At 72.6% G+C, this 26,908-nt stretch carries 29 protein-coding genes; 22 read left to right on the top strand and 7 right to left on the bottom strand.

Features of this window, described 5'->3' with window-relative positions; all coding sequences use genetic code 11:
• Nucleotides 1-163: 163 nt before the first annotated feature.
• The 3 genes from SNR22_RS18860 to SNR22_RS18850 are packed head-to-tail and all read right to left on the bottom strand — an operon-like array spanning nt 164 to nt 2,627.
• Entirely contained in the window at nt 164-907 is a 744-nt protein-coding gene (locus SNR22_RS18860; RefSeq protein ID WP_320067925.1) for an amino acid ABC transporter ATP-binding protein, read from the bottom strand.
• Between the two features lie 2 nt (nt 908-909).
• Nucleotides 910-1,755, bottom strand: a complete 846-nt coding sequence (locus SNR22_RS18855; protein WP_320067924.1) for an ABC transporter permease subunit — start codon at nt 1,753-1,755, stop codon at nt 910-912.
• The gene (locus tag SNR22_RS18850) at nt 1,752-2,627 is read right to left on the bottom strand and encodes an ABC transporter substrate-binding protein (RefSeq protein WP_320067923.1); all 876 of its coding nucleotides are present in this window, start codon (nt 2,625-2,627) and stop codon (nt 1,752-1,754) included. The genes SNR22_RS18855 and SNR22_RS18850 overlap by 4 nt, the downstream gene beginning before the upstream one ends.
• A gap of 199 nt (nt 2,628-2,826) precedes the next feature.
• Between SNR22_RS18850 and SNR22_RS18845 the strand changes: the two genes are divergently transcribed.
• The 18 genes from SNR22_RS18845 to argH all read left to right on the top strand — a co-directional run bounded on the left by SNR22_RS18845 (nt 2,827) and on the right by argH (nt 21,153).
• Nucleotides 2,827-3,099 carry a phosphoribosyl-ATP diphosphatase gene (locus SNR22_RS18845; RefSeq protein WP_320068063.1) on the top strand — a complete coding sequence of 91 codons (273 nt, stop codon included), beginning with the start codon at nt 2,827-2,829 and terminating at the stop codon, nt 3,097-3,099.
• A 46-nt stretch (nt 3,100-3,145) separates the two neighbouring features.
• A complete protein-coding gene (gene hisG / locus SNR22_RS18840; protein ID WP_320067922.1) occupies nt 3,146-3,991 on the top strand; it encodes an ATP phosphoribosyltransferase in 846 nt (281 codons plus the stop codon).
• Nucleotides 3,988-4,965, top strand: a complete 978-nt coding sequence (locus tag SNR22_RS18835; RefSeq protein ID WP_320067921.1) for a DMT family transporter — start codon at nt 3,988-3,990, stop codon at nt 4,963-4,965. The genes hisG and SNR22_RS18835 overlap by 4 nt, the downstream gene beginning before the upstream one ends.
• A gap of 117 nt (nt 4,966-5,082) precedes the next feature.
• On the top strand, nt 5,083-5,556 hold the full coding sequence (locus SNR22_RS18830; RefSeq protein ID WP_320067920.1) for a PH domain-containing protein: 474 nt from the start codon (nt 5,083-5,085) through the stop codon (nt 5,554-5,556).
• Between the two features lie 374 nt (nt 5,557-5,930).
• On the top strand, nt 5,931-6,581 hold the full coding sequence (gene infC / locus SNR22_RS18825; RefSeq protein WP_320067919.1) for a translation initiation factor IF-3: 651 nt from the start codon (nt 5,931-5,933) through the stop codon (nt 6,579-6,581).
• Nucleotides 6,582-6,599: 18 nt separating this feature from the next.
• Complete coding sequence (gene rpmI, locus SNR22_RS18820; protein WP_320067918.1) at nt 6,600-6,794, top strand: 50S ribosomal protein L35; 195 nt, start codon at nt 6,600-6,602, stop codon at nt 6,792-6,794.
• 32 nt (nt 6,795-6,826) lie between these two features.
• On the top strand, nt 6,827-7,219 hold the full coding sequence (gene rplT / locus SNR22_RS18815) for a 50S ribosomal protein L20 (protein ID WP_320067917.1): 393 nt from the start codon (nt 6,827-6,829) through the stop codon (nt 7,217-7,219).
• Nucleotides 7,220-7,302: 83 nt separating this feature from the next.
• Entirely contained in the window at nt 7,303-8,100 is a 798-nt protein-coding gene (locus tag SNR22_RS18810; protein WP_320067916.1) for an RNA methyltransferase, read from the top strand.
• Between the two features lie 259 nt (nt 8,101-8,359).
• A complete protein-coding gene (gene pheS, locus SNR22_RS18805; protein WP_320067915.1) occupies nt 8,360-9,439 on the top strand; it encodes a phenylalanine--tRNA ligase subunit alpha in 1,080 nt (359 codons plus the stop codon).
• Nucleotides 9,440-9,481: 42 nt separating this feature from the next.
• On the top strand, nt 9,482-12,064 hold the full coding sequence (gene pheT, locus SNR22_RS18800) for a phenylalanine--tRNA ligase subunit beta (RefSeq protein WP_320067914.1): 2,583 nt from the start codon (nt 9,482-9,484) through the stop codon (nt 12,062-12,064).
• Between the two features lie 278 nt (nt 12,065-12,342).
• Nucleotides 12,343-13,344, top strand: coding sequence for an N-acetyl-gamma-glutamyl-phosphate reductase (gene argC, locus SNR22_RS18795; protein ID WP_320067913.1), 1,002 nt, complete (start codon nt 12,343-12,345; stop codon nt 13,342-13,344).
• 115 nt (nt 13,345-13,459) lie between these two features.
• Entirely contained in the window at nt 13,460-14,632 is a 1,173-nt protein-coding gene (gene argJ / locus SNR22_RS18790; protein WP_320067912.1) for a bifunctional glutamate N-acetyltransferase/amino-acid acetyltransferase ArgJ, read from the top strand.
• A 175-nt stretch (nt 14,633-14,807) separates the two neighbouring features.
• Nucleotides 14,808-15,857: an acetylglutamate kinase gene (gene argB / locus SNR22_RS18785; RefSeq protein WP_320067911.1), complete on the top strand. Its 1,050-nt coding sequence runs from the start codon at nt 14,808-14,810 to the stop codon at nt 15,855-15,857.
• The gene (locus SNR22_RS18780; protein WP_320067910.1) at nt 15,854-17,035 is read left to right on the top strand and encodes an acetylornithine transaminase; all 1,182 of its coding nucleotides are present in this window, start codon (nt 15,854-15,856) and stop codon (nt 17,033-17,035) included. The genes argB and SNR22_RS18780 overlap by 4 nt, the downstream gene beginning before the upstream one ends.
• Nucleotides 17,032-17,958, top strand: a complete 927-nt coding sequence (argF, locus tag SNR22_RS18775) for an ornithine carbamoyltransferase (RefSeq protein ID WP_320067909.1) — start codon at nt 17,032-17,034, stop codon at nt 17,956-17,958. The genes SNR22_RS18780 and argF overlap by 4 nt, the downstream gene beginning before the upstream one ends.
• Complete coding sequence (locus tag SNR22_RS18770) at nt 17,955-18,473, top strand: arginine repressor (protein WP_320067908.1); 519 nt, start codon at nt 17,955-17,957, stop codon at nt 18,471-18,473. The genes argF and SNR22_RS18770 overlap by 4 nt, the downstream gene beginning before the upstream one ends.
• A complete protein-coding gene (locus SNR22_RS18765) occupies nt 18,470-19,672 on the top strand; it encodes an argininosuccinate synthase (RefSeq protein WP_320067907.1) in 1,203 nt (400 codons plus the stop codon). Before SNR22_RS18770 ends, SNR22_RS18765 begins: the two co-directional genes overlap by 4 nt.
• A gap of 17 nt (nt 19,673-19,689) precedes the next feature.
• Nucleotides 19,690-21,153: an argininosuccinate lyase gene (gene argH / locus SNR22_RS18760; protein ID WP_320067906.1), complete on the top strand. Its 1,464-nt coding sequence runs from the start codon at nt 19,690-19,692 to the stop codon at nt 21,151-21,153.
• Nucleotides 21,154-21,242: 89 nt separating this feature from the next.
• On the opposite strand, the gene SNR22_RS18755 is transcribed toward argH, so the two are convergent.
• The 4 genes from SNR22_RS18755 to SNR22_RS18745 all read right to left on the bottom strand — a co-directional run bounded on the left by SNR22_RS18755 (nt 21,243) and on the right by SNR22_RS18745 (nt 22,981).
• The gene (locus SNR22_RS18755) at nt 21,243-21,599 is read right to left on the bottom strand and encodes an MmcQ/YjbR family DNA-binding protein (RefSeq protein ID WP_320067905.1); all 357 of its coding nucleotides are present in this window, start codon (nt 21,597-21,599) and stop codon (nt 21,243-21,245) included.
• Nucleotides 21,596-22,159, bottom strand: a complete 564-nt coding sequence (locus tag SNR22_RS18750) for a DNA-binding protein (RefSeq protein ID WP_320067904.1) — start codon at nt 22,157-22,159, stop codon at nt 21,596-21,598. Before SNR22_RS18750 ends, SNR22_RS18755 begins: the two co-directional genes overlap by 4 nt.
• 44 nt (nt 22,160-22,203) lie before the next feature.
• Nucleotides 22,204-22,443: a hypothetical protein gene (locus SNR22_RS29415; protein ID WP_413775660.1), complete on the bottom strand. Its 240-nt coding sequence runs from the start codon at nt 22,441-22,443 to the stop codon at nt 22,204-22,206.
• Nucleotides 22,444-22,855: 412 nt separating this feature from the next.
• Nucleotides 22,856-22,981, bottom strand: coding sequence for a hypothetical protein (locus tag SNR22_RS18745; protein ID WP_320067903.1), 126 nt, complete (start codon nt 22,979-22,981; stop codon nt 22,856-22,858).
• Nucleotides 22,982-23,228: 247 nt separating this feature from the next.
• On the opposite strand from SNR22_RS18745, the gene SNR22_RS18740 reads away from it, so the two are divergent.
• The 4 genes from SNR22_RS18740 to SNR22_RS18725 all read left to right on the top strand — a co-directional run bounded on the left by SNR22_RS18740 (nt 23,229) and on the right by SNR22_RS18725 (nt 26,821).
• Entirely contained in the window at nt 23,229-24,539 is a 1,311-nt protein-coding gene (locus SNR22_RS18740; RefSeq protein WP_320067902.1) for an MFS transporter, read from the top strand.
• Nucleotides 24,540-24,712: 173 nt separating this feature from the next.
• Nucleotides 24,713-25,354, top strand: a complete 642-nt coding sequence (locus SNR22_RS18735; protein WP_320067901.1) for a DNA-3-methyladenine glycosylase — start codon at nt 24,713-24,715, stop codon at nt 25,352-25,354.
• 105 nt (nt 25,355-25,459) lie between these two features.
• The gene (locus SNR22_RS18730) at nt 25,460-26,545 is read left to right on the top strand and encodes an exo-alpha-sialidase (protein ID WP_320067900.1); all 1,086 of its coding nucleotides are present in this window, start codon (nt 25,460-25,462) and stop codon (nt 26,543-26,545) included.
• On the top strand, nt 26,546-26,821 hold the full coding sequence (locus SNR22_RS18725) for a ubiquitin-like small modifier protein 1 (RefSeq protein ID WP_320067899.1): 276 nt from the start codon (nt 26,546-26,548) through the stop codon (nt 26,819-26,821).
• Nucleotides 26,822-26,908: the final 87 nt, after the last annotated feature.

The following is a 26,908-nucleotide window of genomic DNA, read 5'->3' as shown; positions in this document are numbered from 1 at the left end:
GACCAGTGGGTCGAGCGAGCCGGGATTCGACTAGCCTCGGCCCTTCGCTGGGGGATGGCAAGGATATGAATAGAAAAGTGCCCTGCTCAGGAGGTGCCCTTGGTGGCTCGGAACCCCGGTGAGCGTGCCCTTCCTCGGCCCTGGGCAGTGCCGTAGCGGCCGGTTAGAGGCGGCCGGCTTCGATGATGCGGTGCAGGAATTGACGCGTCCGGGGTTCGGTCGGCTCGCCGAGGACCCGTTCTGGCGGCCCGGCCTCGATGACCCGTCCGCCGTCGAGGAAGCAGACTTGGTCGGCGACCTCGCGGGCGAAGCTCATCTCGTGGGTGGCCAGCACCATCGTCATGCCGTCGGCCTTCAGGTCGCGGATCAGGGTCAGCACCTCGCCGACCAGTTCCGGGTCGAGCGCGGAGGTCACCTCGTCGAGGAGCATCAGCCGGGGGGAGTTGGCCAGCGCCCGGACGATCGCCACCCGCTGCTGCTGGCCGCCGGAGAGCCGGTCGGGGTAGGCGTCGGCCTTCTCGCCGAGCCCCACCCGGTCCAGCAGCTCCCGGGCCTGCGCCTGTGCCTCGGCGCGGGCCCGCCGGTGCACCCGGACCGGGGCCAGGGTGACGTTGTCGAGCACGCTCAGGTGCGGGAAGAGGTTGTACGACTGGAAGACCATCCCGATCCGCCGGCGCACCCGGTCCGGATCCACCCGGGGGTCGGAGATGTCCGTCCCGTCCAGCTCGATGGTGCCGTCGTCCAGCTCCTCCAGCAGGTTGACGCAGCGCAGCAGGGTCGACTTGCCCGACCCGGACGCCCCGATCAGCGCCACCACCTGATGCTCGTCGACGGCCAGGTCCAGGCCGTCGAGCACCACCTGACCGGCGTACGACTTGCGCAGCCCCCGACACCTCAGCAGCGTCATCGTCAGCCCCTTCCCTGGCGGCGGGCGGCCCGCAGCGTCACCGCGTCGGTGACCGCGATCAGCGGGATCGCCAGCAGCACGAACAGCACCCCGGCCAGCACGTACGGCGTGTAGTTGAACGTCTCGGCGGTGGCGATCTGCGCGGCCCGGACCGCGTCGATCGGGCCGGCCAGCGAGACCAGCCCGACGTCCTTCTGCAACGCCACCACGTCGTTGAGCAGCGGCGGGGCGACCCGGCGGACGGCCTGCGGGAGCACCACGTGGCGCATGGTCTGTCGGTAGTTCAGCCCCAGCGAGCGGGCCGCGGCGAGCTGGCTGGGGTGCACCGACTCGATGCCGGCGCGGATCACCTCCGCCAGGTATCCGCCGTAGGTGAGCACCAGCGCCAGCCCGCCGAGCACCAGCACCGACGGCATGCCCTGCAACCGCAGCCCGGGAACGCCCAGGGTGAGCAGGTAGAGCACGATGATCAGCGGCAGTCCCCGGAAGGTGTACGTGTAGCCGGTGGCCAGCACCCGGACCGGGAAGAAGACCGGGCCGCGCAGCGTCCGCAGCAGCGCGATCACCAGGCCGAGCAGGAGCGCGCCGGCCGCGCAGCAGACCAGCAGCCGGAGGTTGAGCCAGAGCCCGGTGAGCACCGCGGGTAGCGCGTCCCGGGCGATCGCCGGGTCGGCGAAGGACTCCCGGACCCGGTCCCAGCCGGGTGCCCCGGTCACCGCGACGACCAGCAGCGTGCCGAGCGCCGCCGTGGAGGCGGCGGCGACCAGCACGCTGGTGATCGTCTGTCGACGCCGGTACGCGGCCCGCCGTCGCTGTGCCTCGGAGGGGACGTATGCGAGCGCGGTCACGTCAGCTCGGTCGCTCCCGCGACCTGGGCCAGCCACTTCTGCTCCAGCTTCTTGATCGTGCCGTCGCCGCGGAGCTGGTCGACCGCCCCGCTGACGCAGGCGGTGAGCGGGGAGCCACGGTCCAGCAGCAGCCCGAACGCCTCGGGGGCGCCAACCTGGGGGAGCTGCCCGACGATCGTGGTGTCGGTGAGCTCCGCGCCGGTGATGTAGAAGGCGGTGGGCAGGTCCACCACCAGGCCGTCGATCTGCCCGTTCTGCAGGGCCTTCTTGGCGTCGTCGTTGCTGTTGTAGACCTGCGGCTTCGTCTTCGGCTTGATCACCTGGGTGATGGCCTGGTAGCTGGTCGTCCCGACCTGGGCACCGAGCTTCGCGCCGCGCAGGTCGGCCAGGGACTTCTTCCCGGCGATCTTTCCGGACTTCGGCGCGATCACGGCCTGCCGGACCAGGTGGTACGGGCTGGAGAAGTCGACCGCCCGCTTGCGCTCCTCGGTGATGGAGAACTGGTTGATGTCGAAGTCGAAGTTCTTCGGTCCGGGCGCGACGGCCGTGTCGAACTTCACCCGGGCCCAGGTGACGTCGCCGGGGGCGTACCCGAGCTTCCCGGCCACCGCATAGGCCACGGCGGCCTCGAAGCCCTCGCCGCTCTCCGGCTTGTTGTCGGTGAACCACGGCGCGTACGCCGGCTCGTCGGTGGCGACGGTGAGCTTGCCGGCGGTGCGGGTGGGCAGCTTGTCCTTGGAACACGCCGGGCCCGCCGTGGCGGCGGGGGTGGCAGTGTCGGTGGGAGCGTCGTCCTGGGGCGCGCAGGCGGCGACCGAGACGAGGACGGCGCAGAGGGCGGTGAGCGTGAGGGGTCCTGAGCTGCGGGGCATGGCCGAAAGGGTACGACCGGCGGTGGAATTTCCGCAGGGTTGTCCCACCATGTTGATAGGAAACCGGGCCCCGTCCGGTCCTTGCCTTGCCGTCGCACCCGAACCGTGCCTTGCCGTCGCGCCGGGACCGGCCCATGCGGCCGGACCGGCCCATGCGGCCGGGACCCGCCGCGCGGCCGGGCTCGCGGGTGCTGGAAGAATCGCATCCGTGAAGACGTTCGAGGAGTTGTTCGCCGAGCTGCAGGCCAAGGCCGCTGCCGGCACCCCCGGCTCGGGCACGGTGGCCGCGCTGGAGAAGGGGGTGCACTTCATCGGCAAGAAGGTCGTAGAGGAGGCGGCCGAGTCGTGGATGGCGGCCGAGCACGAGGGCCCGGAACGGGCGGCCGAGGAGATCTCCCAGCTGCTCTACCAGGCGCAGGTGCTGATGCTGGCCACCGGTCTTGAGCTGAAGGACGTCTACCGACATCTGTGAGTGCCCGCCCGCTGATCTTCTCCACCGATCGAAGGAGCACTCCGCTATGTTGCGTGTCGCCATTCCCAACAAGGGCACCCTGGCCGAGCCGGCCGCCCAGATGCTGCGCGAGGCCGGTTACCGGCAGCGCCGCGACCCCAAGGACCTGGTCTGCCGGGACGAGGCCAACGACGTCGAGTTCCTCTACCTGCGTCCCCGGGACATCGCCACCTACGTCGGCTCCGGGGACCTGGACCTCGGCATCACCGGCCGGGACCTGCTGGTCGACTCCGGCGCACCCGCCGAGGAGGTCGTCGACCTCGCCTTCGGCGGCGCCACCTTCCGCTTCGCCGCCCGCCCGGATGCCATCGCCTCCCCGAATGAGTTGGGCGGCCACCGGATCGCCACCGCGTACCCGGGGGTGGTCCGCCGCTACCTCGACGAGCACGGGCTGACCGCCGACGTGATCCGGCTGGACGGGGCGGTGGAGAACGCCGTCCGCCTCGGCGTCGCCGACGTGGTGGCCGACGTCGTCTCCACCGGGGCCACCCTGCGCCAGGCCGGCCTGGAGATCATCGGCGACCCGCTGCTGGTCTCCTCGGCGGTGCTGGTCCGCCGGGTCGACGCCCCCGAGCACCCGCAGGCGGCGCAACTGCTGCGCCGGATGCACGGGGTGCTGGTCGCCCGCCGCTACGTGATGCTCGCGTACGACGTGCCGGCCGGGCTGCTCGACCGGGCCAGCTCGCTCACCCCCGGCATCGAGTCGCCCACCGTCTCACCGCTGCACCGCGAGGGCTGGGTGGCGGTGCAGGCGATGGTGCAGCGCGACGACGTGCACCGGATCATGGACGAGCTCTACGAGCTCGGTGCCCGCGCCATCCTGGTCACGAATATCCACGCCTGCCGGCTGTGAGGCCGCTGCCTCCGGCGGCAGCCCTCGCCCTGGTGGTGCTGGGCGGGGTGGCCTCCGCCGCCCAGGGGACGGGCAACGCCTTGCTGGGAGAACGGGCCGGCGACCCGGTCTTCGGCGCGCTGGTGAACAACCTCGGCGGGTGCCTGGTGGTGCTCGTCGGCCTGCTGGGCCTCAGATCGACCCGGGTCGGGCTCGCCGCATTGCGGCGGGCCCGGCTGCCGTGGTGGTCGTACCTCGGCGGGTTGGGCGGGGCGGTGATCGTGACGGTCGCCGCCTACGTCGTCCCGGTGCTCGGCATCGCGGTCTTCACCATCGCGCAGGTGGCCGGGGGCAGCATCGGTGGGCTCACGGCGGACCGGGTCGGGCTGGCACCGCTGGGCCGGCTGAGGTTGACCGCTCCCCGGGTCACCGGCGCGCTGCTCGGCGTGCTCGCCGTCGCCCTGGCCCAGTTGGGCCGGCCGGTCGGCGGCGTTGCCGTCGGCGGGGTCCTGCTCGCTGTGGCGGGCGGGGCGGCGGTCGCACTCCAGTCCGCGCTCAACGGCCGGGTCTCGGCCGCCGGCACCACCACCGCGGGCATCGCGATCAACTTCACCGTTGGCACCCCGGCCATCGTCGTGGTGGCCGCGCTCGCCGGCGCCTTCACCGGGCCCGAGCCGACCTGGCCGCACGACTGGTACCTGTACGCCGGCGGGCTGCTCGGCGTCGGCATCGTGCTCGCCCTGATGCTCGGGGTGCGGGCGGTGGGGGTGCTGCGCACCGGGCTGGCTCTGGTCGCCGGCCAGCTCGGCGGCGCCCTGCTGCTGGACCTGGTGCTGCCGGGCGGGGCCGGACTGCGGTGGCCCGTGCTGGTCGGTGCGCTGCTGACCCTGGCCGCGGTGGTGGTCGCCGGCCGGGGCAGGCCCCCGTCGACACCGGTTCCGGCCGCCCCGGCCCAGGCCGTTGCGGGCGTGGCCGGCCGGCCGAACCGGGGCTGACGGGGCTCCGCCGGCCGGGGCGGTGACGCCGTTCGCAGGCCGGGGCGGTCGTCGCCTGGGGCGGTGATTGAGTGTGGCGGCGGGTGGGCCGGTGCGGCCGGGTGGCAGACTGGTGGGGTGAGCGATACCGAACTGGTGACCCTGCGGCCCCGCCGGATCCGGCTGGTCTGCTGGGTCTCGGCCGCCGCGCTGCTGGTGGTGTTCAGCCTGGTGGCGACCTCGCTGACCGGCGCAACCGGCGGGGGCTACGGCGCCTTCCAGCGTGGCGACCAGCTCGCCATGATCGGCCTGGGCCTCTTCGGCGCGCTGGGCATCCTGCTGTTCACCCGGCCTCGCGTGGAGGCGGACGCGCGCGGCGTGCGGGTGCGTAACGTGCTCGGCTCGCACGAGCTGCCCTGGGAGGTCGTCCGGGGGGTCCGCTTCGACCGGGGCGCGCCGTGGGCGAGCCTGGAGCTGCACGACGACGACCTGCTGCCGATGGTGGCGCTCCAGGCGGCCGACAAGGAGTTGGCGGTCGAGGGGGTCCGCGCCCTGCGCCGACTGCACCAGGCCCACCTCGCGGCCCTTGCCGGCGGTGCGGCCGGCCGCTGATTGCCGCTGCCGGCCAGCCCGTCGGCCGAGCGGGCGACGTCGTGACCCGGGTGCCCGATTCGGGGTGGGATCGGGCCAGGGTGTAGGGTTACTGAGTCGACCAGACTGCCCCCGTGTCCCACGTGTGGGTGGTCATGAAGCGGAGCGCCTGCTCCCACCCGAGTCACCCCAGTTGGTGGCCGGGTCCCGGTCACCGGTTCCGGGCACGTCCCGGTCCCGGATGCGCGATCATCTGATCGTGCCGACCGGTCGAGCGGGCCCTGGCATGCGCCGGGGCCTTCTGCTTTCCGAGTCGGCTCCCACTACGGGAGCCGCGGAGTCGGCCACCAGAGGAGACATCGACTCGAGGAGGCCCCATCAGCGTCGAACCACGCGTGAACGAGCAGATCCGGGCACGTGAGGTCCGACTGGTCGGCCCCGAGGGTGAGCAGGTGGGCATCGTCCCGCTGGAGCGCGCCCTTCAGCTGGCCGCGGACGTCGACCTGGACCTGGTCGAGGTTGCGCCGATGGCGCGCCCGCCGGTGTGCAAGCTCATGGACTTCGGCAAGTTCAAGTACGAGAGCGCACTCAAGGCGCGCGAAGCGCGGCGTAACCAGCAGCAGACCGTCATCAAAGAGATGAAGCTCCGGCCGAAGATCGACCCGCACGACTACGAGACCAAGAAGGGTCACGTGGTGCGGTTCCTCAAGGCCGGCGACAAGGTCAAGGTGACGATCATGTTCCGCGGTCGCGAGCAGAGTCGTCCGGAGCTGGGTTACCGGCTCCTGCGTCGGCTCGAGTCCGAGATCACGGAGCTGGGATACGTCGAGGCCGCTCCGAAGCAGGACGGCCGAAACATGATCATGGTTCTCGCTCCGCACCGGGCCGTCAAGGCCTCCGCGGTCGCCGCAACGGCGTCCCGTGGTGCCCCTCGGGACCGGGCCGCGGAGGAATCCGCGGCTCCGGCGGCTGACGAGACCCCGACGGCTGGCGAGACCGCAGCAGCCGGTGAGACCGGCACGACCGCCGACACCAGCGGCCAGTAACAGGGGAGAGACGTTCCAATGCCGAAGATGAAGAGCCACACGGGCATGGGTAAGCGGGTCAAGGTGACCGGCAGGGGCAAGCTCGTCACCGAGCAGGCCGGCAAGCGCCATCTCCTGGAGAAGAAGGCCTCCACCCGCACCCGCCGGCTGACCGGCACCGTCGAGGTGGCCAAGGCCGATGTCAAGCGCATCAAGAAGCTGCTCGGCCGCTGACGCGCGCCACCTGAACCGAATAAGGAGTTGAGATGGCACGCGTCAAGCGGGCTGTAAACGCCCAGAAGAAGCGTCGTACCCTGCTGGAGTCCGCGAGCGGTTATCGCGGTCAGCGCTCCCGGCTGTACCGCAAGGCCAAGGAGCAGGTGCTGCACTCGATGCAGTACGCCTACCGGGACCGTCGCGACCGCAAGGGCGACTTCCGGCAGCTGTGGATCACCCGGATCAACGCGGGCGCCCGCGCCAACGGGATGACCTACAACCGGCTGATCCAGGGCCTGCGCCTGGCCGGCGTCGAGGTCGACCGCAAGATCCTGGCCGACCTGGCCGTCAACGACACCGTGGCCTTCGCCGCGATCGTCGAGGTCGCCCGCGCCGCTGTGGCGGCCGAGGGCACCGGTGGCGCGGCGGCTCAGGCCGCCTGATCCGCCAGCACCCGACCGAGGCGCCTCCCGTGTCGTCCACGACGCGCGGCGGGCGCCTCGGTCGTGCTCCGGAGCCGCATCCCATGCCTTTCACCCCGCGTACCCCCAGGGTCGCCGCGGCGCGGCGGCTGCACCGCCGCCGGGACCGCGACGCCGCCGGCCGGTTCCTCGCCGAGGGCCCACAGGCTGTCCGGGAGGCCCTCGCCCGCCCCGGTACCGTCGTCGAGCTGTTCGGCACCCCGGCCGCCCTGGACCGGCACGCCGACCTGGCCGCGCTCGCCGCCCGCGCCGACCTGCCGGTCTCCGAGGTCACCGACGACGCCCTCGCCGCGCTCGCCGAGACCGTCGCCCCGCAGGGGCTGGTCGCCGTCTGCGGGCACCTCGACGTGTCGCTGCACGCCGCCCTCGCCGCTGGTCCCCGCCTCGTGGCGGTGCTCGCCGAGATTCGCGACCCCGGCAACGCTGGCACCGTGCTGCGCACCGCCGACGCCGCCGGAGCCGGCGCGGTGGTCTTCGCCGGCGACGCCGTCGACCCGTACAACGGCAAGTGCGTGCGGGCCTCCGCCGGCAGCCTCTTCCACGTCGACGTGGTGCGCGCGCCCGACCCCCACGCGGTGGTCGAAGCGCTCCGCGCCGCCGGGCTCTCGATCTTCGCCACCACCGGGTACGGCGACAGCGACCTCGACGACCTCGTCGACTCCGGTGCCCTCGCGGCCCCGAGCGCCTGGCTGTTCGGCTCCGAGGCGCACGGGCTCTCCGAGGAGCTGACCGCCGCCGCCGACGCCCGGGTACGGGTGCCGCTGCACGGCCGGGCCGAGAGCCTCAACCTGGCTGCGGCTGCCGCCGTCTGCCTGTACGCTTCAGCGAGAGCGCTGCGCTGACGCTGATCGTCAGTGATCCCAGAACAGCGTCAGCGCGGTCCACAACAGCGTCAGCGCGATCCCACAGCAGGGGAGCGGTCCACATGATGAACGCGTCACGGCGTTCGTTTAGCCAGCCCGCCGGTGTCGGCGGGCGGCGGGCCTGACCCTTCCCCCTGCGCGAACTCCCACCGGCGGGCTGCGGCACAGCCGCGCGTCCGTAGACTCAGCTAGCCACCCGTGAGGGTCGGCCGCCGCCGTGAGGGAGTGCCCGTACGCCATGAGTTACCGCAACGATCCGTACGACCCGAAGCAGGTCGCCCTGCTCGACCCGGACGCCCTGGCCGGCGCCGTGGCCGACGCCGAACGGGCGTTCGCCGCCGCTGCCGACCCGGACGCGCTGACCGCGCTGCGCCCCGCGCACCTCGGCGACCGGTCCCCGGTCTCGCTGGCCCGCCGGGAGATCGGCGCGCTGCCGCCGGCTGCGAAGTCCGACGCAGGCAAGCGGGTCAACGAGGCCCGCCGGGCGATCGAGGCCAGCTACGCCGCCCGCGCGGAGGTCCTCGAACGCGAGCAGGCCGAGCGGGTGCTGGTGGAGGAGCGGGTCGACGTCACGCTGCCCTACGACCGCCGCCCGCGCGGTGCCCGGCACCCGCTGAGCACCCTGATGGAGCAGATCAGCGACCTATTCGTCGGGATGGGCTACGAGGTGGCCGAGGGGCCCGAGGTCGAGCTGGAGTGGACCAACTTCGACGCCCTCAACATCCCCGCCGACCACCCGGCCCGGGGCCTGATGGACACCTTCCACATCGCACCCCCGGAGGGTGCGGAGAGCTCCGGCCTGGTGCTGCGCACCCACACCTCCCCGGTGCAGGCGCGCACTATGCTGACCCGTCGGCCGCCGATCTACGTGGTGGTGCCCGGCCGGGTCTACCGCACCGACGAGCTGGATGCCACCCACGCCCCGGTCTTCCACCAGGTCGAGGGCCTGGTGGTGGACCGGGGAATCACCATGGCGCACCTGCGCGGCACCCTCGACCACTTCGCCCGGGCGATGTTCGGCGAGGGTGCGAAGACCCGCTGGCGGCCGCACTACTTCCCGTTCACCGAGCCGTCCGCCGAGTTCGACGTGTGGTTCCCGGAGCACCGCGACGGGCCGCGCTGGGTCGAGTGGGGCGGCTGCGGGATGGTCAACCCCCGGGTGCTGCGCGCCTGCGGGATCGACCCGGAGGTCTACTCCGGATTCGCGTTCGGCATGGGCATCGACCGGACCGTGATGTTCCGCCACGGGGTCAGCGACATGCGGGACATGGCCGAGGGCGACGTGCGGTTCACCCGCGCGTTCGGGGCCGGGGCGTAGACGGTGCGGGGACGAGACAACGAGACGGTGGTCTGAAAAGTCATGCGAGTTTCTGTCAGCTGGCTGCGGGAGTACGTCGACCTCCCCGTCGACCTGCCCGCCGACGACCTGGAGCAGGCGCTGGTCGACCTCGGCATCGAGGTCGAGTCCGTGGTGGACCTGCGCGCGAGCGTCACCGGCGCCCTGGTTATCGGCGAGGTCCTGGAGGTCGAGGAGCTCACCGGCTTCAAGAAGCCCATCCGGTTCTGCCGGGTCGACGTCGGTGCGGCCAACGGCACCGGCGAGCCGCAGGAGATCGTCTGCGGGGCGCGTAACTTCGCCCCCGGCGACCGGGTGGTGGTGATCCTTCCCGGCGGTGTGCTGCCCGGCGGCTTCGCCATCGGCGCGCGCAAGACGTACGGGCGCAACTCCGCAGGCATGATCTGCTCGGCCAAGGAGTTGGGCCTGGGCGACGACCACTCGGGCATCATCGTGCTGCCCGCGGACTCCCCGGCGAAGCCCGGCGACGACGCCCGCCCGGTGCTCAGCCTCGACGACGTCGTCGTCGAGCTGGAGATCACCCCGGACCGGGGGTACGCGCTGAGCGTCCGCGGCATCGCCCGGGAGCTGGCCCACGCCCTCGGCGTGCCGTTCCGCGACCCGGGCCTGGCACCCGCCCCGGCTCCCACGGCCGAGCCGGCGTACCCGGTCGAGGTGCGCGACACCGTCGGCTGTGACCGGTTCGCCGCCCGGATGGTGCGCGGGATCGACCCGACGGCGCCGAGCCCCGGCTGGATGCGGCAGCGGCTCACCGTCGCCGGCATCCGCAGCATCTCGCTGCCGGTCGACGTCACCAACTACGTGATGCTCGAACTGGGCCAGCCGATGCACGCCTTCGACGCCGACCGGATCTCGGGGCCGCTGGTGGTGCGCCGGGCCGAGGCGGGGGAGAAGCTCACCACCCTGGACGGGGTCACCCGCACCCTGACCGCCGAGGACATGGTGATCTGCGACGCCGGGCTGCCCGGCACCCTCGCCGGGGAGGGCGGTGGCGTCCCGATCTCGCTCGCCGCTGTGATGGGCGGCGAGACCAGCGAGGTTGTCGCCTCCACCACCGACGTGCTCTTCGAGGCCGCGCACTGGGACCCGGTGATGGTCGGGCGCACCGCCCGCCGGCACCGGCTGTTCAGCGAGGCGGCGAAGCGCTGGGAGCGGGGCGTCGACCCGGCCCTGGCGCTGGTCGCCATCGAGCGGGCGGTCCGGCTGCTCACCGAGCACGCCGGCGGCACCGCCGGTGCGGAGATCCTCGACCTCGACCACGTCCGGCCGCGGACCCCGGTCACCCTCCCGGCGGACCTGCCAAGCCGGCGGGTCGGCGTCAGCTACTCGCCCGAGCGGGTGGTGTCCCTGCTGGAGCAGGTTGGCTGCACCGTCACCCGGGGCACCGACCGGCTGGGCGAGGATCCGGGCTCCGCAGCCGTCCCGGCCGCCGGCGGTGCGGACGTGCTCACCGTCGTCCCGCCGAGCTGGCGTCCGGACCTCACCGACCCGGCCGACCTGGTCGAGGAGGTGGTCCGCCTTGACGGGTACGACCGGGTGCCGTCGGTGCTGCCCACCGCGCCCCCCGGCCGGGGGCTGACCTGGCAGCAGCGGCGGTACCGGGCGGTGGCCCGGTCGCTCGCCGAGCGCGGGTACGTCGAGGTGCTGGCCCACCCGTTCGTCGCCGGTGAGCTGGCCGACCTGCTCGGCCTGCCCGCCGACGACCAGCGCCGCCGCGCGGTGCGGGTGGCCAACCCGCTGTCGGAGGAGGAGCCGCTGCTGCGCACCACGCTGCTCGGTCCGCTGCTGGGCATCTGCAAGCGCAACCTCGGTCGGGGTCACCGCGACATCGCCCTGTACGAGATCGGGGCGGTCTTCCACCCGCGCCCCGGCGCCGGCGCCCCGCCGGTGATGGGCGTGCAGCGGCGGCCCACCGACGCCGAGTTCGCCGCCGCCGACGCGGTCGTGCCCGACCAGCCCCGGCACGTCGCCGTGGTGCTGGTTGGGGACGTCGAGCCGGCCGGCTGGTGGGGCGCCGGACGGGCGGCGAGCTGGGCGGACGCGGTCGAGGCCGGCCGGGCCGTGCTCGCCGCTGCCGACATCCCCGCCGACCGGGTCGAGGTGCGGGCCGCCGCGCACGCACCCTGGCACCCTGGCCGCTGCGCCGAGCTGCTGGTCGACGGGGTCGTGATCGGGCACGCCGGTGAGCTGCACCCGAGCGTGCTGGCCGCGCTGGAGCTGCCGAGGCGCACCAGCGCCATGGAGCTGGACCTCGACGCGCTGCCGCCCGCCCCGGTCGCCCCGGCCCCGACGATCTCCGGCTTCCCACCGGCGCTGATCGACGTGGCCCTCGTGGTGGACGAGCGGGTGCCGGCCGCCGAGGTGCAGCATGCCTTGGTCGAGGGGGCCGGCGAGCTGCTGGAGGGCCTTCGGCTCTTCGACGTGTACGCCTCCGAGCAGCTCGGCGCGGGGCGCAGGTCGCTGGCGTACAAGATGACCTTCCGGGCCACCGACCGGACCCTGACGGTCGAGGAGGCGGTGGCGGCCCGCGACGCGGCCGTCGCCCGTGCTGCGGAGCGTTTCGGCGCTACCCTGCGCGGCGCCTGAGGTGTAAGCAGGGGCCCCTTCTTGACGCTTTCCGTGCAGGAAGGGGCCCCGGCAAACCTCCCCGGGTGTCCGTTACCCCGCCTCCGGGTCCAGCTCCCCGAGGGTACGTAGCCGGGGAGGTCGCGGAGTGCTGTCTCGCCCCGCGCCTCAACTGACCCCACCGCCCAGCGGCGAAGTGATCACTATCACCCTTGTCATTTCCATACGCCGGTACGCATGACCTTGCAGTACTCCGCCCTCGGCGGTAGCCTGGCCTGCATATTCATGCGGAGGTGGGAATGGGTATCCGAGTTGCGGTCGCGGGGGCAAGTGGTTATGCCGGTGGCGAGCTGCTGCGCCTGATCGCCGGTCATCCCGATCTCGACCTGGTCGCCGCCACGGCGCACCGCCAGGCCGGCGCGCCGGTCGCCGCCGTACACCCGCAGCTTGTCGGGCTGGAGATGGTGTTCGCGGCGACCGACCCGGCGGCCCTGGCCGACGCGGACCTGGTCTTCCTGGCCCTGCCACACGGCGAGTCGGCGGCCCTGGCCGCCGCCCTGCCCGAGTCGGTTCGGGTGGTCGACCTGGGCGCGGACCATCGGCTGCGCGACGCCGCCGCCTGGTCGCGGTACTACGGCGGCGAGCACGCGGGCGCCTGGACCTACGGCCTGCCCGAGCTGCCCGGCCAGCGCGCCGCTATCGCCGCCGCGACCCGGGTGGCGAACACCGGCTGCTACGCCGTGGCCGTCACGCTCGCGCTCGCCCCGCTGGTCGCGGCCGGCGTGGTCGCGCCCGCCGACGTGGTGGTGGTCGCTGCGTCCGGCACCTCCGGCGCGGGCCGGGCCGCCAAGGCCCACCTGCTCGGCAGCGAGGTGATGGGGGACCTGTCGCCCTACAAGGTCGGCGCCCACCAGCACGTGCCGGAGATCAAGCAGGCCACCGGCGCGACCAGCCTCTCCCTCACCCCGGTCCTGGCGCCGATGCCGCGCGGCATCCTCGCCACGGTCACCGCCGTGCCGACCGGCAACGCCGACCCCCACGTGGTGCTCGCCCAGGCGTACGCGGACGCGCCGTTCGTGCACGTGCTGCCCGAGGGGGCCTGGCCGCACACCGCGGCCACCCTCGGCGCGAACTCCTGCCACCTCCAGGCGACCGTCGACGCCGACTCCGGCCGGGTGATCGTGGTCAGCGCCGTCGACAACCTCGGTAAGGGCGCGGCCGGGCAGGCCGTGCAGAACGCCAACCTGATGCTCGGCCTTCCGGAGACCACCGGCCTGTCCGTCTGGGGGATCGCACCATGAGCGTGAGGAGTGCAGCGCAGCGGAGCCCCGCAGTCGCGATCGGAGGGCCAGCGTCGGTGAGCGTGAGGAGTGCAGCGCAGCGGAGCCCCGCAGTCGCGATCGGAGGGCCAGCACAGTGACAGTCACCACGCCGAGAGGGTTCCGGGCGGCAGGGGTCGCCGCCGGGCTCAAGACCGACGGCGCGAGCGATGTCGCCCTCGTCGTCAACGACGGCCCGGACGCCGGTGTCGCCGGTGTCTTCACCGCCAACCGGGTCAAGGCCGCCCCCGTGATCTGGACCCAGCAGGTGGTCCGGGGCGGCGTGGTCCGCGCCGTGGTGCTCAACTCCGGCGGCGCGAACGCCTGCACCGGCCCGGCCGGCTTCCAGGACACCCACGCCACCGCCGAGCACACCGCCGCCGCCCTGACCTCGTCCAGCCCTCGGCTGCGCCTCGGTGCCGCCGACGTTGCGGTCTGCTCCACCGGGCTGATCGGCGAGCGGCTGCCGATGCCGAAGCTGCTGCCCGGGGTACGGGCGGCGATCCGGGGTCTCTCCCGCGACGGCGGCACCGCCGCCGCCGAGGCGATCATGACCACCGACACCCGGCCCAAGACCACTGTGGCCCGGGGCAGCGGCTGGGCCGTCGGCGGGATGGCCAAGGGCGCCGGCATGCTCGCCCCGGCCATGGCGACCATGCTCTGCGTGTTGACCACCGACGCGGTGGCCGGGCCGGAGACACTCGACGCCGCGCTGCGGGCGGCCTGCCGGATCACCTTCGACCGGATCGACTCCGACGGCTGCATGTCCACCAACGACACCGTGCTGCTGCTCTCCAGCGGCGCGTCCGGTGTCGAGCCGACGCAGGCGGAGCTGAACGAAGCGGTCACCGCAGCCTGCCACGACCTGGCCCAGCAGCTCATCGCCGACGCCGAGGGCGCCACCAAGCAGATCGCCATCGACGTGGTCGGCGCCGCGAGTGAGGATGACGCGGTCGAGGTGGGCCGGTCGGTGGCCCGCAACAACCTGGTGAAGACCGCACTGTTCGGCAACGACCCGAACTGGGGTCGCATCCTCGCCGCCGTCGGCACCACCGCCGCCGCGTTCGAGCCGGACGCCGTCGACGTCGCCGTGAACGGGATCTGGGTGTGCCGCTCGGGTGCCGCCGCCGAGGACCGGTCAAAGGTCGACCTCACCGGGCGGAACATCACCATCCGGATCGACCTGCGCGCCGGCGACGCGGTGGCCACCGTGTGGACCAACGACCTGTCGCACGCGTACGTACACGAGAACTCGGCGTACTCATCGTGAGCGTGAGGAACGTAGCGCAGCGGAGTCCCGCAGTTCGCGAACAAGGGGTCGGCGCTGTGAGCGTGAGGAACGTAGCGCAGCGGAGTCCCGCAGTTCGCGAACAAGGGGTCGGCGCTGTGAGCGCGAGGAACGTAGCGCAGCGGAGTCCCGCAGTCGCGATCGGAAGGTCGGCACTGTGAGCCTCACCGCGGACCTTACCCGGGCCCAGGCCAAGGCCGAGACGCTGATCGAGGCGCTGCCCTGGCTCGCCCGCCTCTCCGGCACCACCGTCGTGATCAAGTACGGCGGCAACGCCATGGTCGATCCCGAACTCCAGCGGGCCTTCGCCGCCGACATGGTTTTCCTGCGCTATGCCGGCCTCAAACCGGTCGTGGTGCACGGCGGCGGCCCGCAGGTCTCGGCCATGCTGGGCCGGCTCGGCATCGCCAGCGAGTTCAAGGGCGGCCTGCGGGTCACCACCCCCGAGGCGATGGACGTCGTCCGGATGGTGCTGGTCGGCCAGGTCGGCCGGGAGCTGGTCGGGCTGATCAACGCCCACGGCCCGTTCGCCGTCGGACTCTCCGGCGAGGACGGCGGCCTGTTCACCGCCGTGCGCCGCCCCGCGTACGTCGATGGGGAGCCGGTGGACGTCGGCCAGGTCGGCGACGTCGAGTCCGTGGATGTCTCGGCGGTCACCGACCTGATCGCGGCGGGCCGCATCCCGGTGATCTCCACCGTCGCGCCGGATGTCGACGGGGTGCTGCACAACCTCAACGCCGACACCGCCGCCGCGGCGCTCGCGATCGCCCTTCAGGCCCGCAAGCTGGTCGTCCTCACCGACGTCCCCGGTCTCTACGCCGACTGGCCGGACACCGGCAGCCTGGTCAGCGAGATCACCACCGACGACCTGGCGAAGCTGCTGCCGTCCCTTTCCTCGGGGATGGTCCCGAAGATGGAGGCCTGCCTGCGGGCGGTACAGCAGGGCGTCCCCGCAGCGCACGTCGTCGACGGCCGGGTGGCCCACTCCACGCTGCTGGAGGTCTTCACCTCGGAAGGATTCGGAACGATGGTCGTGAGCGCGAGGAGTGAGCTTGCGAGCCCCGCAGTCGCGAACATGGAGGGTGTCGTGAGCGCGAGGAGTGAGCTTGCGAGCCCCGCAGTCGCGAACATGGAGGGTGTCGTGAGCGCGAGGAGTGAGCTTGCGAGCCCCGCAGTCGCGAACATGGAAGGCACGGTTTCGTCATGAGCACGTTGGTGGACCGCTGGCGGCAGTCGTTGATGGACAACTACGGCACGCCGCCGCTCGCGCTGGTCTCCGGTGCCGGCGCCGTCGTGGTCGACGAGGCCGGCCGGGAGTACGTCGATCTGCTCGGCGGCATCGCGGTCAACGCCCTAGGCCATGCCCACCCGGCCGTGGTGGCCGCCGTATCGAAGCAGGTTGCCACCCTCGGGCACGTGTCCAACCTGTTCGTCGCCGAGCCCCCGGTGGCCCTGGCCGAGCTGCTGTTGGCCCTGGCCGGCCGGTCCGGCCGGGTCTTCTTCGCCAACTCCGGCGCCGAGGTCAACGAGGCGGCGTTCAAGCTGTCCCGGCTCACCGGCCGCTCCCACGTGGTCGCCGCCGCTGGGGGCTTCCACGGCCGGACCATGGGTGCCCTCGCGCTCACCGGCCAGCCCGCCAAGGCCGACCCGTTCCGCCCGCTACCCGGCGATGTCACCCACGTCCCGTACGGTGACACCGCCGCCCTGGCCGAGGCGGTGACCGACGCGACCGCCATGGTGATTCTTGAGCCGATCCAGGGCGAGGGCGGCGTCGTCGTCCCGCCGGCCGGCTACCTCGCCGCGGCCCGGCGGATCACCGCCCGGCACGGTGCCCTGCTGGTGCTCGACGAGGTGCAGACCGGCGTCGGCCGCACCGGGCACTGGTTCGCCCACCAGGCCGAGGGCGTCGAGCCCGACATCGTCACCCTCGCCAAGGGCCTCGGCGGCGGCCTGCCGATCGGTGCCTGCCTGGCCTTCGGGCCCGCCGCCGACCTGCTCGCCCCCGGCTCCCACGGCACGACCTTCGGCGGCAACCCGATCAGCTGCGCCGCTGCCCTCGCGGTGGTGTCGACCATCGCCAGCGAGGGGCTGCTCGACCACGTCAAGCGGGTCGGCGAGCGGCTGCGCCGGGGCATCGAGACGCTCGGCCACCCCCTGGTCGCCGAGGTGCGCGGCGCGGGCCTGCTGCTCGGGATCGTGCTCACCGCTGACGTCGCCGGCCCGGTGGCGGCTGCCCTGCGCGAGGCCGGTTTTCTGGTCAACCCGGTGCAGCCCGGGGTGCTCCGGCTCGCCCCGCCGCTGATCCTGACCGCCGACCAGGTCGACACCTTCCTGGCCGCTCTCCCCGCTGCCCTTGACGCCATCACCCCGGAGGTCACCGCATGATCCGGCACCTGCTGCGCGACGACGACCTCTCGCCCGCCGAGCAGTCGGCCGTGCTGGATTTGGCCGCCCTGATGAAGGCCGAGCGGTACACCCACAAGCCGCTCGCCGGGCCGAAGTCGGTGGCGGTGCTGTTCGACAAGCAGAGCCTGCGCACCCGGATCTCCTTCGACGCCGGCATCGCCGAACTGGGCGGGCACCCCCTTGTGGTGGACACCCAGGTCACCCACTTCGGCCGGGGCGAGACCCTCGCCGACGCCGGCCGGGTGCTGTCGCGGTACGTGGTCGCGATCGTGCTGCGCACCCACGGCGACGACCGCCTGGCCGAGGTCGCCGAGCACGCCACCGTGCCGGTGATCAACGCACTCACCGACGGCTTTCACCCCTGCCAGCTCCTGGCCGACCTACTCACCGTCCGCGAGCGGTGCGGCGGCACGGCCGGGCGGACCCTGGTGTACGTCGGGGACACGGCGAACAACCTGTCCCACTCGTACCTGCTGGCCGGGGCGACCGCCGGGATGCACGTGCGGGTCGCCGGGCCGGACGGGTTCGACCCTGACCCGCAGGTGGTGGCCCGGGCGGCGGAGATCGCCGCCGGCACCGGCGGGTCGGTACGCGTGCTGCACGATCCGGTCGAGGCGGTCCGGGGCGCCGATGTGGTCGCCACCGACACCTGGACCTCGATGGGGCAGGAGGCCGACGGGCTGGACCGGATCACCCCGTTCCTGCCGTACCAGGTCAACGAGGAGCTGCTCGGGCACGCCGCGCCGGAGGTGATCGTGCTGCACTGCCTGCCGGCGCACCGGGGCGAGGAGATCACCGACGAGGCGCTCGACGGCCCGCGCAGCGCCGTGTTCGACCAGGCGGAGAACCGGCTGCACGTGCAGAAGGCGCTGCTGACGTACCTGCTGGGGGACCGGCGATGACCGCGCCGCTGACCCGGGCCGCGCGGCACGCCCGCATTGTGGAGCTGATCCGCGACAAGGAGGTCCGCTCGCAGACCGAGCTGGCCGACCTGCTCGCCGGCGACGGCGCGGGAGTCACCCAGGCCACCCTGTCGCGGGACCTCAAGGAGTTGGGCGCGGTCACCGCCCGGGGCGGCGACGGGCGCGCCGTGTACGTCATCCCCGAGGACGGCCACCGCCCGCTGCGCGACGCCGAGGCCGCACCGGCCCGGCTGATCCGGCTGCTGCGGGAGCTGCTCAACGAGGTCGACTCCAGCGGCAACATCGCCGTGCTGCGTACCCCGCCGGGCGCAGCCCAGTACCTGGCCAGCGCGTTGGACCGAGCGGGCCTGCCCGAGGTCGTCGGCACCATCGCCGGCGACGACACCATTCTCGTCGTGGCCCGCGAGGCCGTCGGCGGTGCCGCGTTGGGCGAGAAGCTCACCGCGTGGTCCCGTCGGGAAGAACAACAAGTTGAAGGGAGCAGCACACCATGACCGAGCGGGTCGTCCTTGCGTATTCCGGAGGGTTGGACACCTCTGTCGCCATTCCGTACCTGGCCGAGCAGACCGGCGCCGAGATCATCGCGGTGGCGGTGGACGTCGGGCAGGGCGGCGAGGACCTCGACGCCATCCAGCAGCGCGCCCTGGACTGCGGGGCCGTCGAGTCGGAGGTGGTCAACGCGCGCGACGAGTTCGCCGCCGACTACTGCCTGCCGGCGATGCGGGCCAACGCCCTCTACATGGACCGGTACCCGCTGGTTTCCGCGCTGTCCCGGCCGCTGATCGTGAAGCACCTGGTGGCCGCGGCCCGCAAGCACGGCGGCACGATCGTGTCGCACGGCTGCACCGGCAAGGGCAACGACCAGGTCCGCTTCGAGGTCGGCCTGGCCGCGCTCGCCCCCGACCTGAAGATCATCGCTCCGGCCCGGGACTTCGCCTGGACCCGGGACAAGGCGATCGCCTTCGCCGAGGAGAAGGGCCTGCCGATCGACGTGTCGGCCAAGTCGCCTTACTCGATCGACCAGAACCTGTGGGGCCGGGCCGTGGAGACCGGCTTCCTTGAGGACATCTGGAACGCCCCGATCGAGGACCTGTACTCGTACACGTCCGACCCGGCGCAGGAGCGCGACGCCGACGAGGTGGTCATCACCTTCGAGGCCGGCGTCCCGGTCGCGATCGACGGCGAGACCGTCACCCCGTACCAGGCGATCGGTGAGCTGAACCGGCGCGCGGGCGCGCAGGGCGTCGGCCGGCTCGACATGGTCGAGGACCGCCTCATCGGCATCAAGAGCCGCGAGGTGTACGAGGCCCCCGGCGCGATCGCGCTGATCACCGCCCACCAGGAGTTGGAGGCGGTCACCGTCGAGCGGGACCTGGCCCGGTTCAAGAAGGGCGTCGAGCAGCGTTGGGGCGAGCTGGTCTACGACGGCCTGTGGTTCTCCCCGCTGAAGCGGGCCCTGGACGCCTTCATCGACGACGCCCAGCAGCAGGTCACCGGCGAGGTGCGGCTCACCCTGCACGGCGGCCGGGCCACCGTCACCGGTCGGCGCTCCGAGGCCAGCCTGTACGACTTCGGCATGGCCACCTACGACACCGGCGACACCTTCGACCAGTCCCTGGCCAAGGGCTTCGTGCAGCTGTGGGGCCTGCCCAGCAAGATGGCTGCCGCCCGGGACGCCCGGTTGGGCGGCTGACAGTAGTGGGAACCACAATGGGTGGCGTGGACGACAAGAGCCTCACCGAGAACAGCGCCGCGACCAACCGTACGAGCCTGTGGGGCGGCCGGTTCGCCGGCGGTCCCTCCGAGGCCCTGGCCCGGCTGTCGGTCAGCGTGCAGTTCGACTGGCGCCTCGCCCCGTACGACCTCGCCGGGTCCCGGGCGCACGCCCGGGTCCTGGCGGGCGCCGGCCTGCTCGACCCGGAGGAGCTGGGTCGCATCCTCGCTGCCCTGGACGACCTGGAGGCCGCCTGCGCCTCCGGGTCGTTCCGCCCCACCGTCGACGACGAGGACGTGCACACGGCCCTGGAGCGGGGGCTGCTGGAACGCCTCGGCAGCCTCGGCGGCAAGCTGCGCGCCGGCCGGTCCCGCAACGACCAGGTCGCCACCGACCTGCGGCTCTACCTGCGCGACCACGCCCGCGGTGTGGCCGGTCGGCTGGTCGAGCTGGCCGAGGCCCTCACCGAGCAGGCCGAGCGGCACGTCGACACGGCCGCGCCGGGGATGACCCATCTCCAGCACGCCCAGCCGGTCACCTTCGGCCATTGGCTGCTGGCCCACGTGCAGCCGCTGCTGCGCGACCTGGACCGGATGCGCGACTGGGACCACCGGGCCGCGGTGAGCCCGCTCGGCGCGGGCGCGCTCGCCGGCTCCGGGCTGCCGCTGGACCCGGTGGCGGTGTCGAAGGAGCTGGGCTTCCGCACGTCCTTCGCCAACTCGATGGACGCGGTCGCCGACCGGGACTTCGTGGCCGAGTTCCTCTTCATCACCGCGATGATCGGGGTGCACCTGTCCCGCCTCGGCGAGGAGGTGGTGCTCTGGACGTCGCAGGAGTTCGGCTGGGTCGAGCTGGACGACGCGTTCGCCACCGGCTCGTCGATCATGCCGCAGAAGAAGAACGCGGACATCGCCGAGCTGGCCCGGGGTAAGTCCGGCCGGCTCATCGGCGGCCTGGTGAGCGTGCTGACCATGCTCAAGGGCCTGCCGATGGCGTACGACCGGGACATGCAGGAGGACAAGGAGCCGGCCTTCGACGCGGTCGACACGCTGGAGCTGCTGCTGCCGGCCCTCGCCGGGATGATCTCCACGATGACCGTACGCGTCGACCGCCTCGTCGCCGCCGCGCCGGTCGGCTTCTCCCTGGCCACCGAGGTCGCCGACTGGCTGGTCCGGCGCAACGTGCCGTTCCGGGACGCCCACGAGATCACCGGCAGGCTGGTGGCGCTCTGCGCGGTCCGCGACTGCGCCCTCGACGAGGTCTCTGACGCCGACCTGACCACGGTCAGCGAGCACCTCGACCCGTCGGTACGCGACGTGCTCTCGGTCCGCTCGGCGCTGGCCGCGCGGACCACCCCCGGCTCCACCGGCCCCGGACCGGTCGCCGACCAGCTCGCCGCCGCCGTCGACCAGCTCGCCGGCTGGCGGGAGTGGGCGGCCGAGCAGGTCGTGCCCCGCTGACGACGCTGTCCTGACGCGGCGCGCGGGAGCCTCCCGCGCGCCGCGTCGGCCGTTGCGCCGCGCTCAGCCGGCCGCCGGGCGGTCCCAGCTCAGTCGGCCGCCGGGCGGTCCCGCTTCGGCAGCTTCGCCACCACCGCCTCGTACGAGGCGTCGACCGCCTCGCGCAGCTCGTCGCCGTCGATTGCGCCGGCCAGCCGCAGGCTGTTCCACCCCGACCGGCCGAGGTAGGGGGAGGGGACCGCGTCGTCGGGGAACCGGTGCAGCCACTCGTCGGCCACGTCCCGGGTCGGGCCGCACTTGACGCCCACCCGCTCGCCGGACTCCGGGCCGAGGAAGGCGAAGATCCGCCCGCCCACCTTCACCACCTCGTTGTCCTCCCACGGCTGGTCCAGCCACGCCCCCGGCTTCGCCAGGCAGTACGCCAGCAGCTCCGCGCGCTCCGTCACCTTCCCCGTCCCCCGCCGTCGCGCTCGCCGTCGCCGCCGTCCGGTCTGCCGTCGCCCTCGCCGCTGCCTTCGCCGTCCGGTCTGCCGCCGCCGTCGTCGTTCTGCCGGGTGCCGTCGTTCCGTGCGTTGCTCCCGGCCCCGGCGTCGACCCGGCCGGTGAGCCGCTCGAAGCGCTGCCGGGCGGCCTGGGGCGTGCCGAGGCCCAGCCCGTAGGCGATCGACTGCCAGGTCAGCCCCCGGTCGCGGGCGAGCCGGAGCAGCCCGGCCTCCAGCGCGTCCAGCTCGGCCCGCACGTGCGGCACGAGGGTGAGCGCGGCCACCAGGTCGGCGGAGTCGACCGGCTCCTCGTCGGCGGCCAGCTCCGCGCCGCCGGCGGCCAGCGCGGTCACCAGGGCCACCGCCTCGTACGGGTCCGGCACGTACGGGTTGGTGTGGCGTCGGCGGCGTGCGTCGTCGGACGCGTGCCGCTCGGCGATCCGGGTCAGCGCGGCATAGGTGCGGTGCGCCCGGGCGTGCGCCGGATCGGGCGCGGTGAACAGATCCTGCTCCGCTGCGGTCATGCCGTCGATTCCAGCAGGCAAACGCACTGTTGTCAACGAAGTGTTCAACGCGTCGCGCTCGTCCGCCTGGCTGCTGTCCGTGGTTCGGGTGTGGGAGGTGAGTTCATAACGCTCACTCCTGCCCTCATGACGAACAACTCCCGGCGTGCGGCGGCCTCTCCCTTGGCGTCGAGCTGGTAGCCGTCGATCCACAACCAGCCGTCGTACGTGTGAATCTCCGTGCGGATCTTGATTAGGCGAAAGAAGATCGGACTGATGAACTGGACGCTTGCCGCACGGGTGATATGGAAAACGTCTCACGGTTTCGCGGATTTGGTGAGGCTGTTCATCGGTAACCTCGGCCATGATTTCCCGAGCCTCTATCAGTAGGCCGATCCACCCGAAGTGCCGCCCTCGGGCATCAGGGTCGGGCGGAAGGTCGCGGGCCTTTCGTTCCAACAGACCCGCCTGAATCCAGGCACCCAGGTAGGAACAGCTTCGGTCGGATGGTGGGCGAATTCCTTCATCATTGCCGCCTGGCGGGGAATGCAGGGCCAGGGATCGCCGCACCCGAGACAGGGGCCCCCGGCGTACTCCGGTGGGTGTTCGTTGATCACCAGCGACCCCCGTTCCCGCGATAACCCCGAGCGTGCCGTCTGGTGCAGGCGCAGCGCCGGCCCCAGCGCCCCCGGTGCCAGCCTCCACGGTGCAGGCCCATCACTTGCCCTCCTGCTCCTGCTCCTGCTCGGGCGACGGCTCGGCCGCCGGCTTCTCCCGACTGACCATCTTCTCCGCGGGGCGGCGGCCAGCGTCGCTCCCGGTTAAATTGCGAGCCACAGCCACCTGGCACCGGTATGGTCTTTAGCGCGCCACGGGAGCGTTCACGCTGCCGGAAATCAACTGCAGCACCAGACGTAACCCCGGCTCCGCCCGGCGGTTGCCGGTTGGGTTGATCGGGCGAGTGCTCACCGACGTACGAGTCAACCGGCCTCCCGAACCGAGCTGGGCCGTTCGCCAGTGCCCCGATGGCGTCACACCCTGCGGTTATCGTTGCCGTCGCCGCTGACGAACTGCCCTGATTGAGGAGACCGTGCCCGAGACAAGCCTTGTCCCCGAGAGCAGTCCCGCGCTGGCACCCGGACGCTGGAAACGCAACGTGGCGCTCTTCCTGTCCGGCCAGACCGTGTCGCTGTTCGGTTCAATGATCGTCCAGTACGTGGTCATGTGGTACGTCACGCTGGAGACCAAGTCCGGCCTGGCGATCGCGCTCTACGCCGTCTGCGCGTTCGCCCCCCAGGGTGTCGTGTCGATCTTCGGCGGGGTGCTGGCCGACCGGATGAACCGCAAGACGCTGACGATCATCGCCGACGCGGGCATTGCGGCGGCGACCCTGGTCCTGGCCCTGTTGATGTTGAACGGCATCACGGAACTGTGGGTGATCCTGCTGGCGGTCGCGGTCCGCTCCTTCGGGGCCGGGGTGCAGACACCGACGGTGCAGGCGATCATTCCGCAGATCGTGCCGGCCGACCAGCTGATGCGGGTCAACGGCATGTTCCAGACCACCAGCTCCGCGATGGCGCTGCTGGCTCCGGCGGTGGCTGCCGCCATCTACGCCGGTTTCGGAGTGGTGTCGGTCTTCTTCCTGGACGTGATCACCGCCGTGATCGGGATCGGGCTGCTGGCCCTGGTCGCGGTGCCCACCCTGGATCGGGCGACAGAGACCACGACCACCTACCGACAGGATCTGGTCGAGGGCATGCGGTACATCTGGACCCACCGGATCGTCCGCTGGCTACTGCTGGTCTACGCGATCATCTTCATGCTCACCGTCGCGCCGTCGTTCGTCACGCCGCTGATGGTGGCCCGCACCTTCGGTAGCGAAAAGTGGATGCTGGCCGTACTGGAGATCGCGTTCAGCGTGGGAATGTTGCTCGGCGGAGCGTTGATCGCCACCTGGCTGGCCAAGCGCAGCCGGATCGGACTCATCCTGATCTCCACCTTCAGCTTCGCGATCCTCACCGTGGCGCTGGGCCTCAGCACCAACCTGTGGGTCTTCTACGGCTTCATGTTCTTGTTCGGGCTCGCGGTCCCCCTGTTCTCCACCCCGTTCATGACGTTGATCCAGGAGACGGTGGAGCCGGAGAAGCACGGCCGGGTGTTCAGCTACGTCGGCATCGTGATGGCCCTGGCCACCCCGATCGGCATGGTGGTGTTCGGCCCGCTGGCCGACGTGATCAGCGTCCAGACTCTGCTGATCGTGGCTGGCCTGGTCACGGTCGCCGTGATGATCGTGGCGATCATGGTGCCGTCCGGGCAGGCGGCGATCGCCGCCGCCCGAGCCACGTCGTCGCCGGTAGCCGAGGGACCAGTTGCCGAGGAGCCGCTGGTCGCCCCTAGCTAGGCGCTGCGTCCGTCGAGTGGCGCAGGCGTACCAGCAGGGACTGCGCGCGGCAGGGCTGCCGGTGATCATTTTCGCCGTCGCCCCCGGGGCGGTGGGCGACGCGGTCGCCGGGGCGGTGGTCGCCAGAGCCGTGGTCGCCCGGCGCACCGGACCGTCCCGGATAGGCTCGGGCCATGGTGCCGCCCTCCGATGCGCCGGTGCGCGACGCCGGCCTCGCCGCGCTGGCCGAGCTGCTGGCCGGGCCGGTCGTGCCGGCCGCCCGGGGCCTGCTCGGCTGCCGGCTCTCGACCGGCGGGGTCACCGTCCGGATCACCGAGGTCGAGGCGTACGCCGGCACGGCCGGCGACCCGGCCTCGCACGCGCACCGGGGCCGCACCCCGCGCAACGCCGTGATGTTCGGCCCGGCCGGGTACGCCTACGTCTACTTCACCTACGGCATGCACTGGTGCGTGAACGTGGTGACCGGGCCGGACGGGGAGGCCTCGGCGGTGCTGCTGCGGGCCGGCGAGGTGGTCGAGGGCGTCGAGGCGGCCCGGGCCCGGCGGGCCGCCGTGCGGCGGGACGTCGACCTGGCCCGCGGGCCGGCCCGGCTCTGCGCCGCCCTCGGCATCGACAAGGCGGTGTACGGGCGCTACCTGCTCGGCGACGGTCCCGTGCGGCTGCGCCCGGCTGTCGAGCCGGTGCCCGAGGCGGCGGTCACGGCTGGCCCCCGGGTCGGGGTGACCGGCGCGCACGACGTGCCATGGCGGTTCTGGCTGGCCGGTGACCCGACCGTGAGCGGGTACCGCCGACACGTGCCGCGCTCCCGCCGCTGAGCCGGCGCCGACCGACCCGACCCGACCCGACGCGTCTGCGCGATTCTTGTCTGACTCTATGGCCATAATCACGCCATCTGTCCCCGGCTGACCGGAGAACCGCCCATGACCACCCTGCTCGCGATCGGCACCGGCAAGGGTCTCTTCCTTGCCACCAGCACCGACGGCCGCAGAACGTGGCAGCTCGACGGTCCGCACTTCCCGATGACCGGCGTCTACGCGCTGGCGGTGGACAAGCGGCGCGCCGTTCCCCGCCTGCTCGCCGGGACGTCCAGCTCGCACTTCGGGCCGAGCGTGGCGACCAGCGACGACCTGGGGGCGTCCTGGCACGAGCCCGAGCACGCCCCGGTCGCCTTTCCGGCCGACACGGGGGCGACCCTCGGCCGGGTCTGGCAGCTCGCCCCCGCCGGGCCGGCCGAGCCGGACGTGGTCTGGGCCGGCACCGAGCCGTCGGCGCTCTTTCGTTCCGTCGACGGCGGCCGCACCTTCGAGCTGGTCCGCGCGCTCTGGGACCATCCCCACCGCACGCAGTGGGAAGCGGGCTTCGGTGGGCAGGCGGTGCACAGCGTCCTGCCGCACCCGCACGACCCGGCTCGCCTCGTGGTGGCCATGTCGACCGGCGGGGTCTACCGCTCCGACGACGCAGGGGCCAGTTGGGCACCGGGCAACACCGGCATCCACGCCTACTTCCTGCCCGACGAGTGGCCCGAGTTCGGCCAGTGCGTCCACAAGATCGCCCGGGACGCCGGCGACCCCGAGCGGCTGTACGCCCAGAACCACCACGGGGTCTACCGCTGCGACGACGGGGGCCGCACCTGGGCCTCGATCGCCGACGGCCTGCCCAGCGACTTCGGCTTCCCGGTGGTGGCCCATCCCACCCGCCCCGGAATGATCTGGTCGTTCCCCCTCGTCGCCGACGGCGAGCGCTTCCCGGCGGACCACCGCTGCCGGGTCTACCGCTCCGCAGACGCCGGTGGAACGTGGGAGCCGCTCTCCGTCGGCCTGCCCGACGGCCCGTTCTACCCGGCGGTGCTGCGCGACGCGATGTGCGCCGACGACGCCGACCCGACCGGGGTCTACTTCGGCACCCGCTCCGGCGCGGTCTACGCCAGCCGCGACGAGGGCGACTCCTGGTCGCTGGTCGCCGCCCACCTGCCCGACGTGCTCTGCGTCCGGGCCGCGGAGGTCTGAGTGGTCACCGTCCTGGTGCCCGGTCCGCTGCGCGGCGAGGTCGGCGGCGCGGCGCGGCTCACCGTCCGGGCCCACGGCACGCTGCGGGATGTTCTCGACGAGTTGGCCGACGGTTGGCCCCGGCTGTCCCGCCGCCTCCGCGACGAGCGCGGTGAGCTGCGCCGGTACGTCAACGTCTACGTCGACGGGGAGGACTGCCGGCACGTCGGTGGCCTGGCCGCGCCGGTCCGCCCCGGTGCCGAGGTGCGGGTGCTTCCCTCGGTGGCCGGTGGCTGACTCGGCCCGGCCGGCGGGGCCCGCCTGACGGAATAGTTGACTCGTCAAATAGGTTGTGCGCTGCGTCCGACGGTCGGAGACGGCCCC

It is taken from the genome of Micromonospora sp. RTGN7, assembly GCF_033804645.1.
Lineage (GTDB): Bacteria > Actinomycetota > Actinomycetes > Mycobacteriales > Micromonosporaceae > Micromonospora.
Note: the sequence above shows the minus strand (reverse complement) of the source record. Positions and strands in the feature narration are given on the sequence as shown.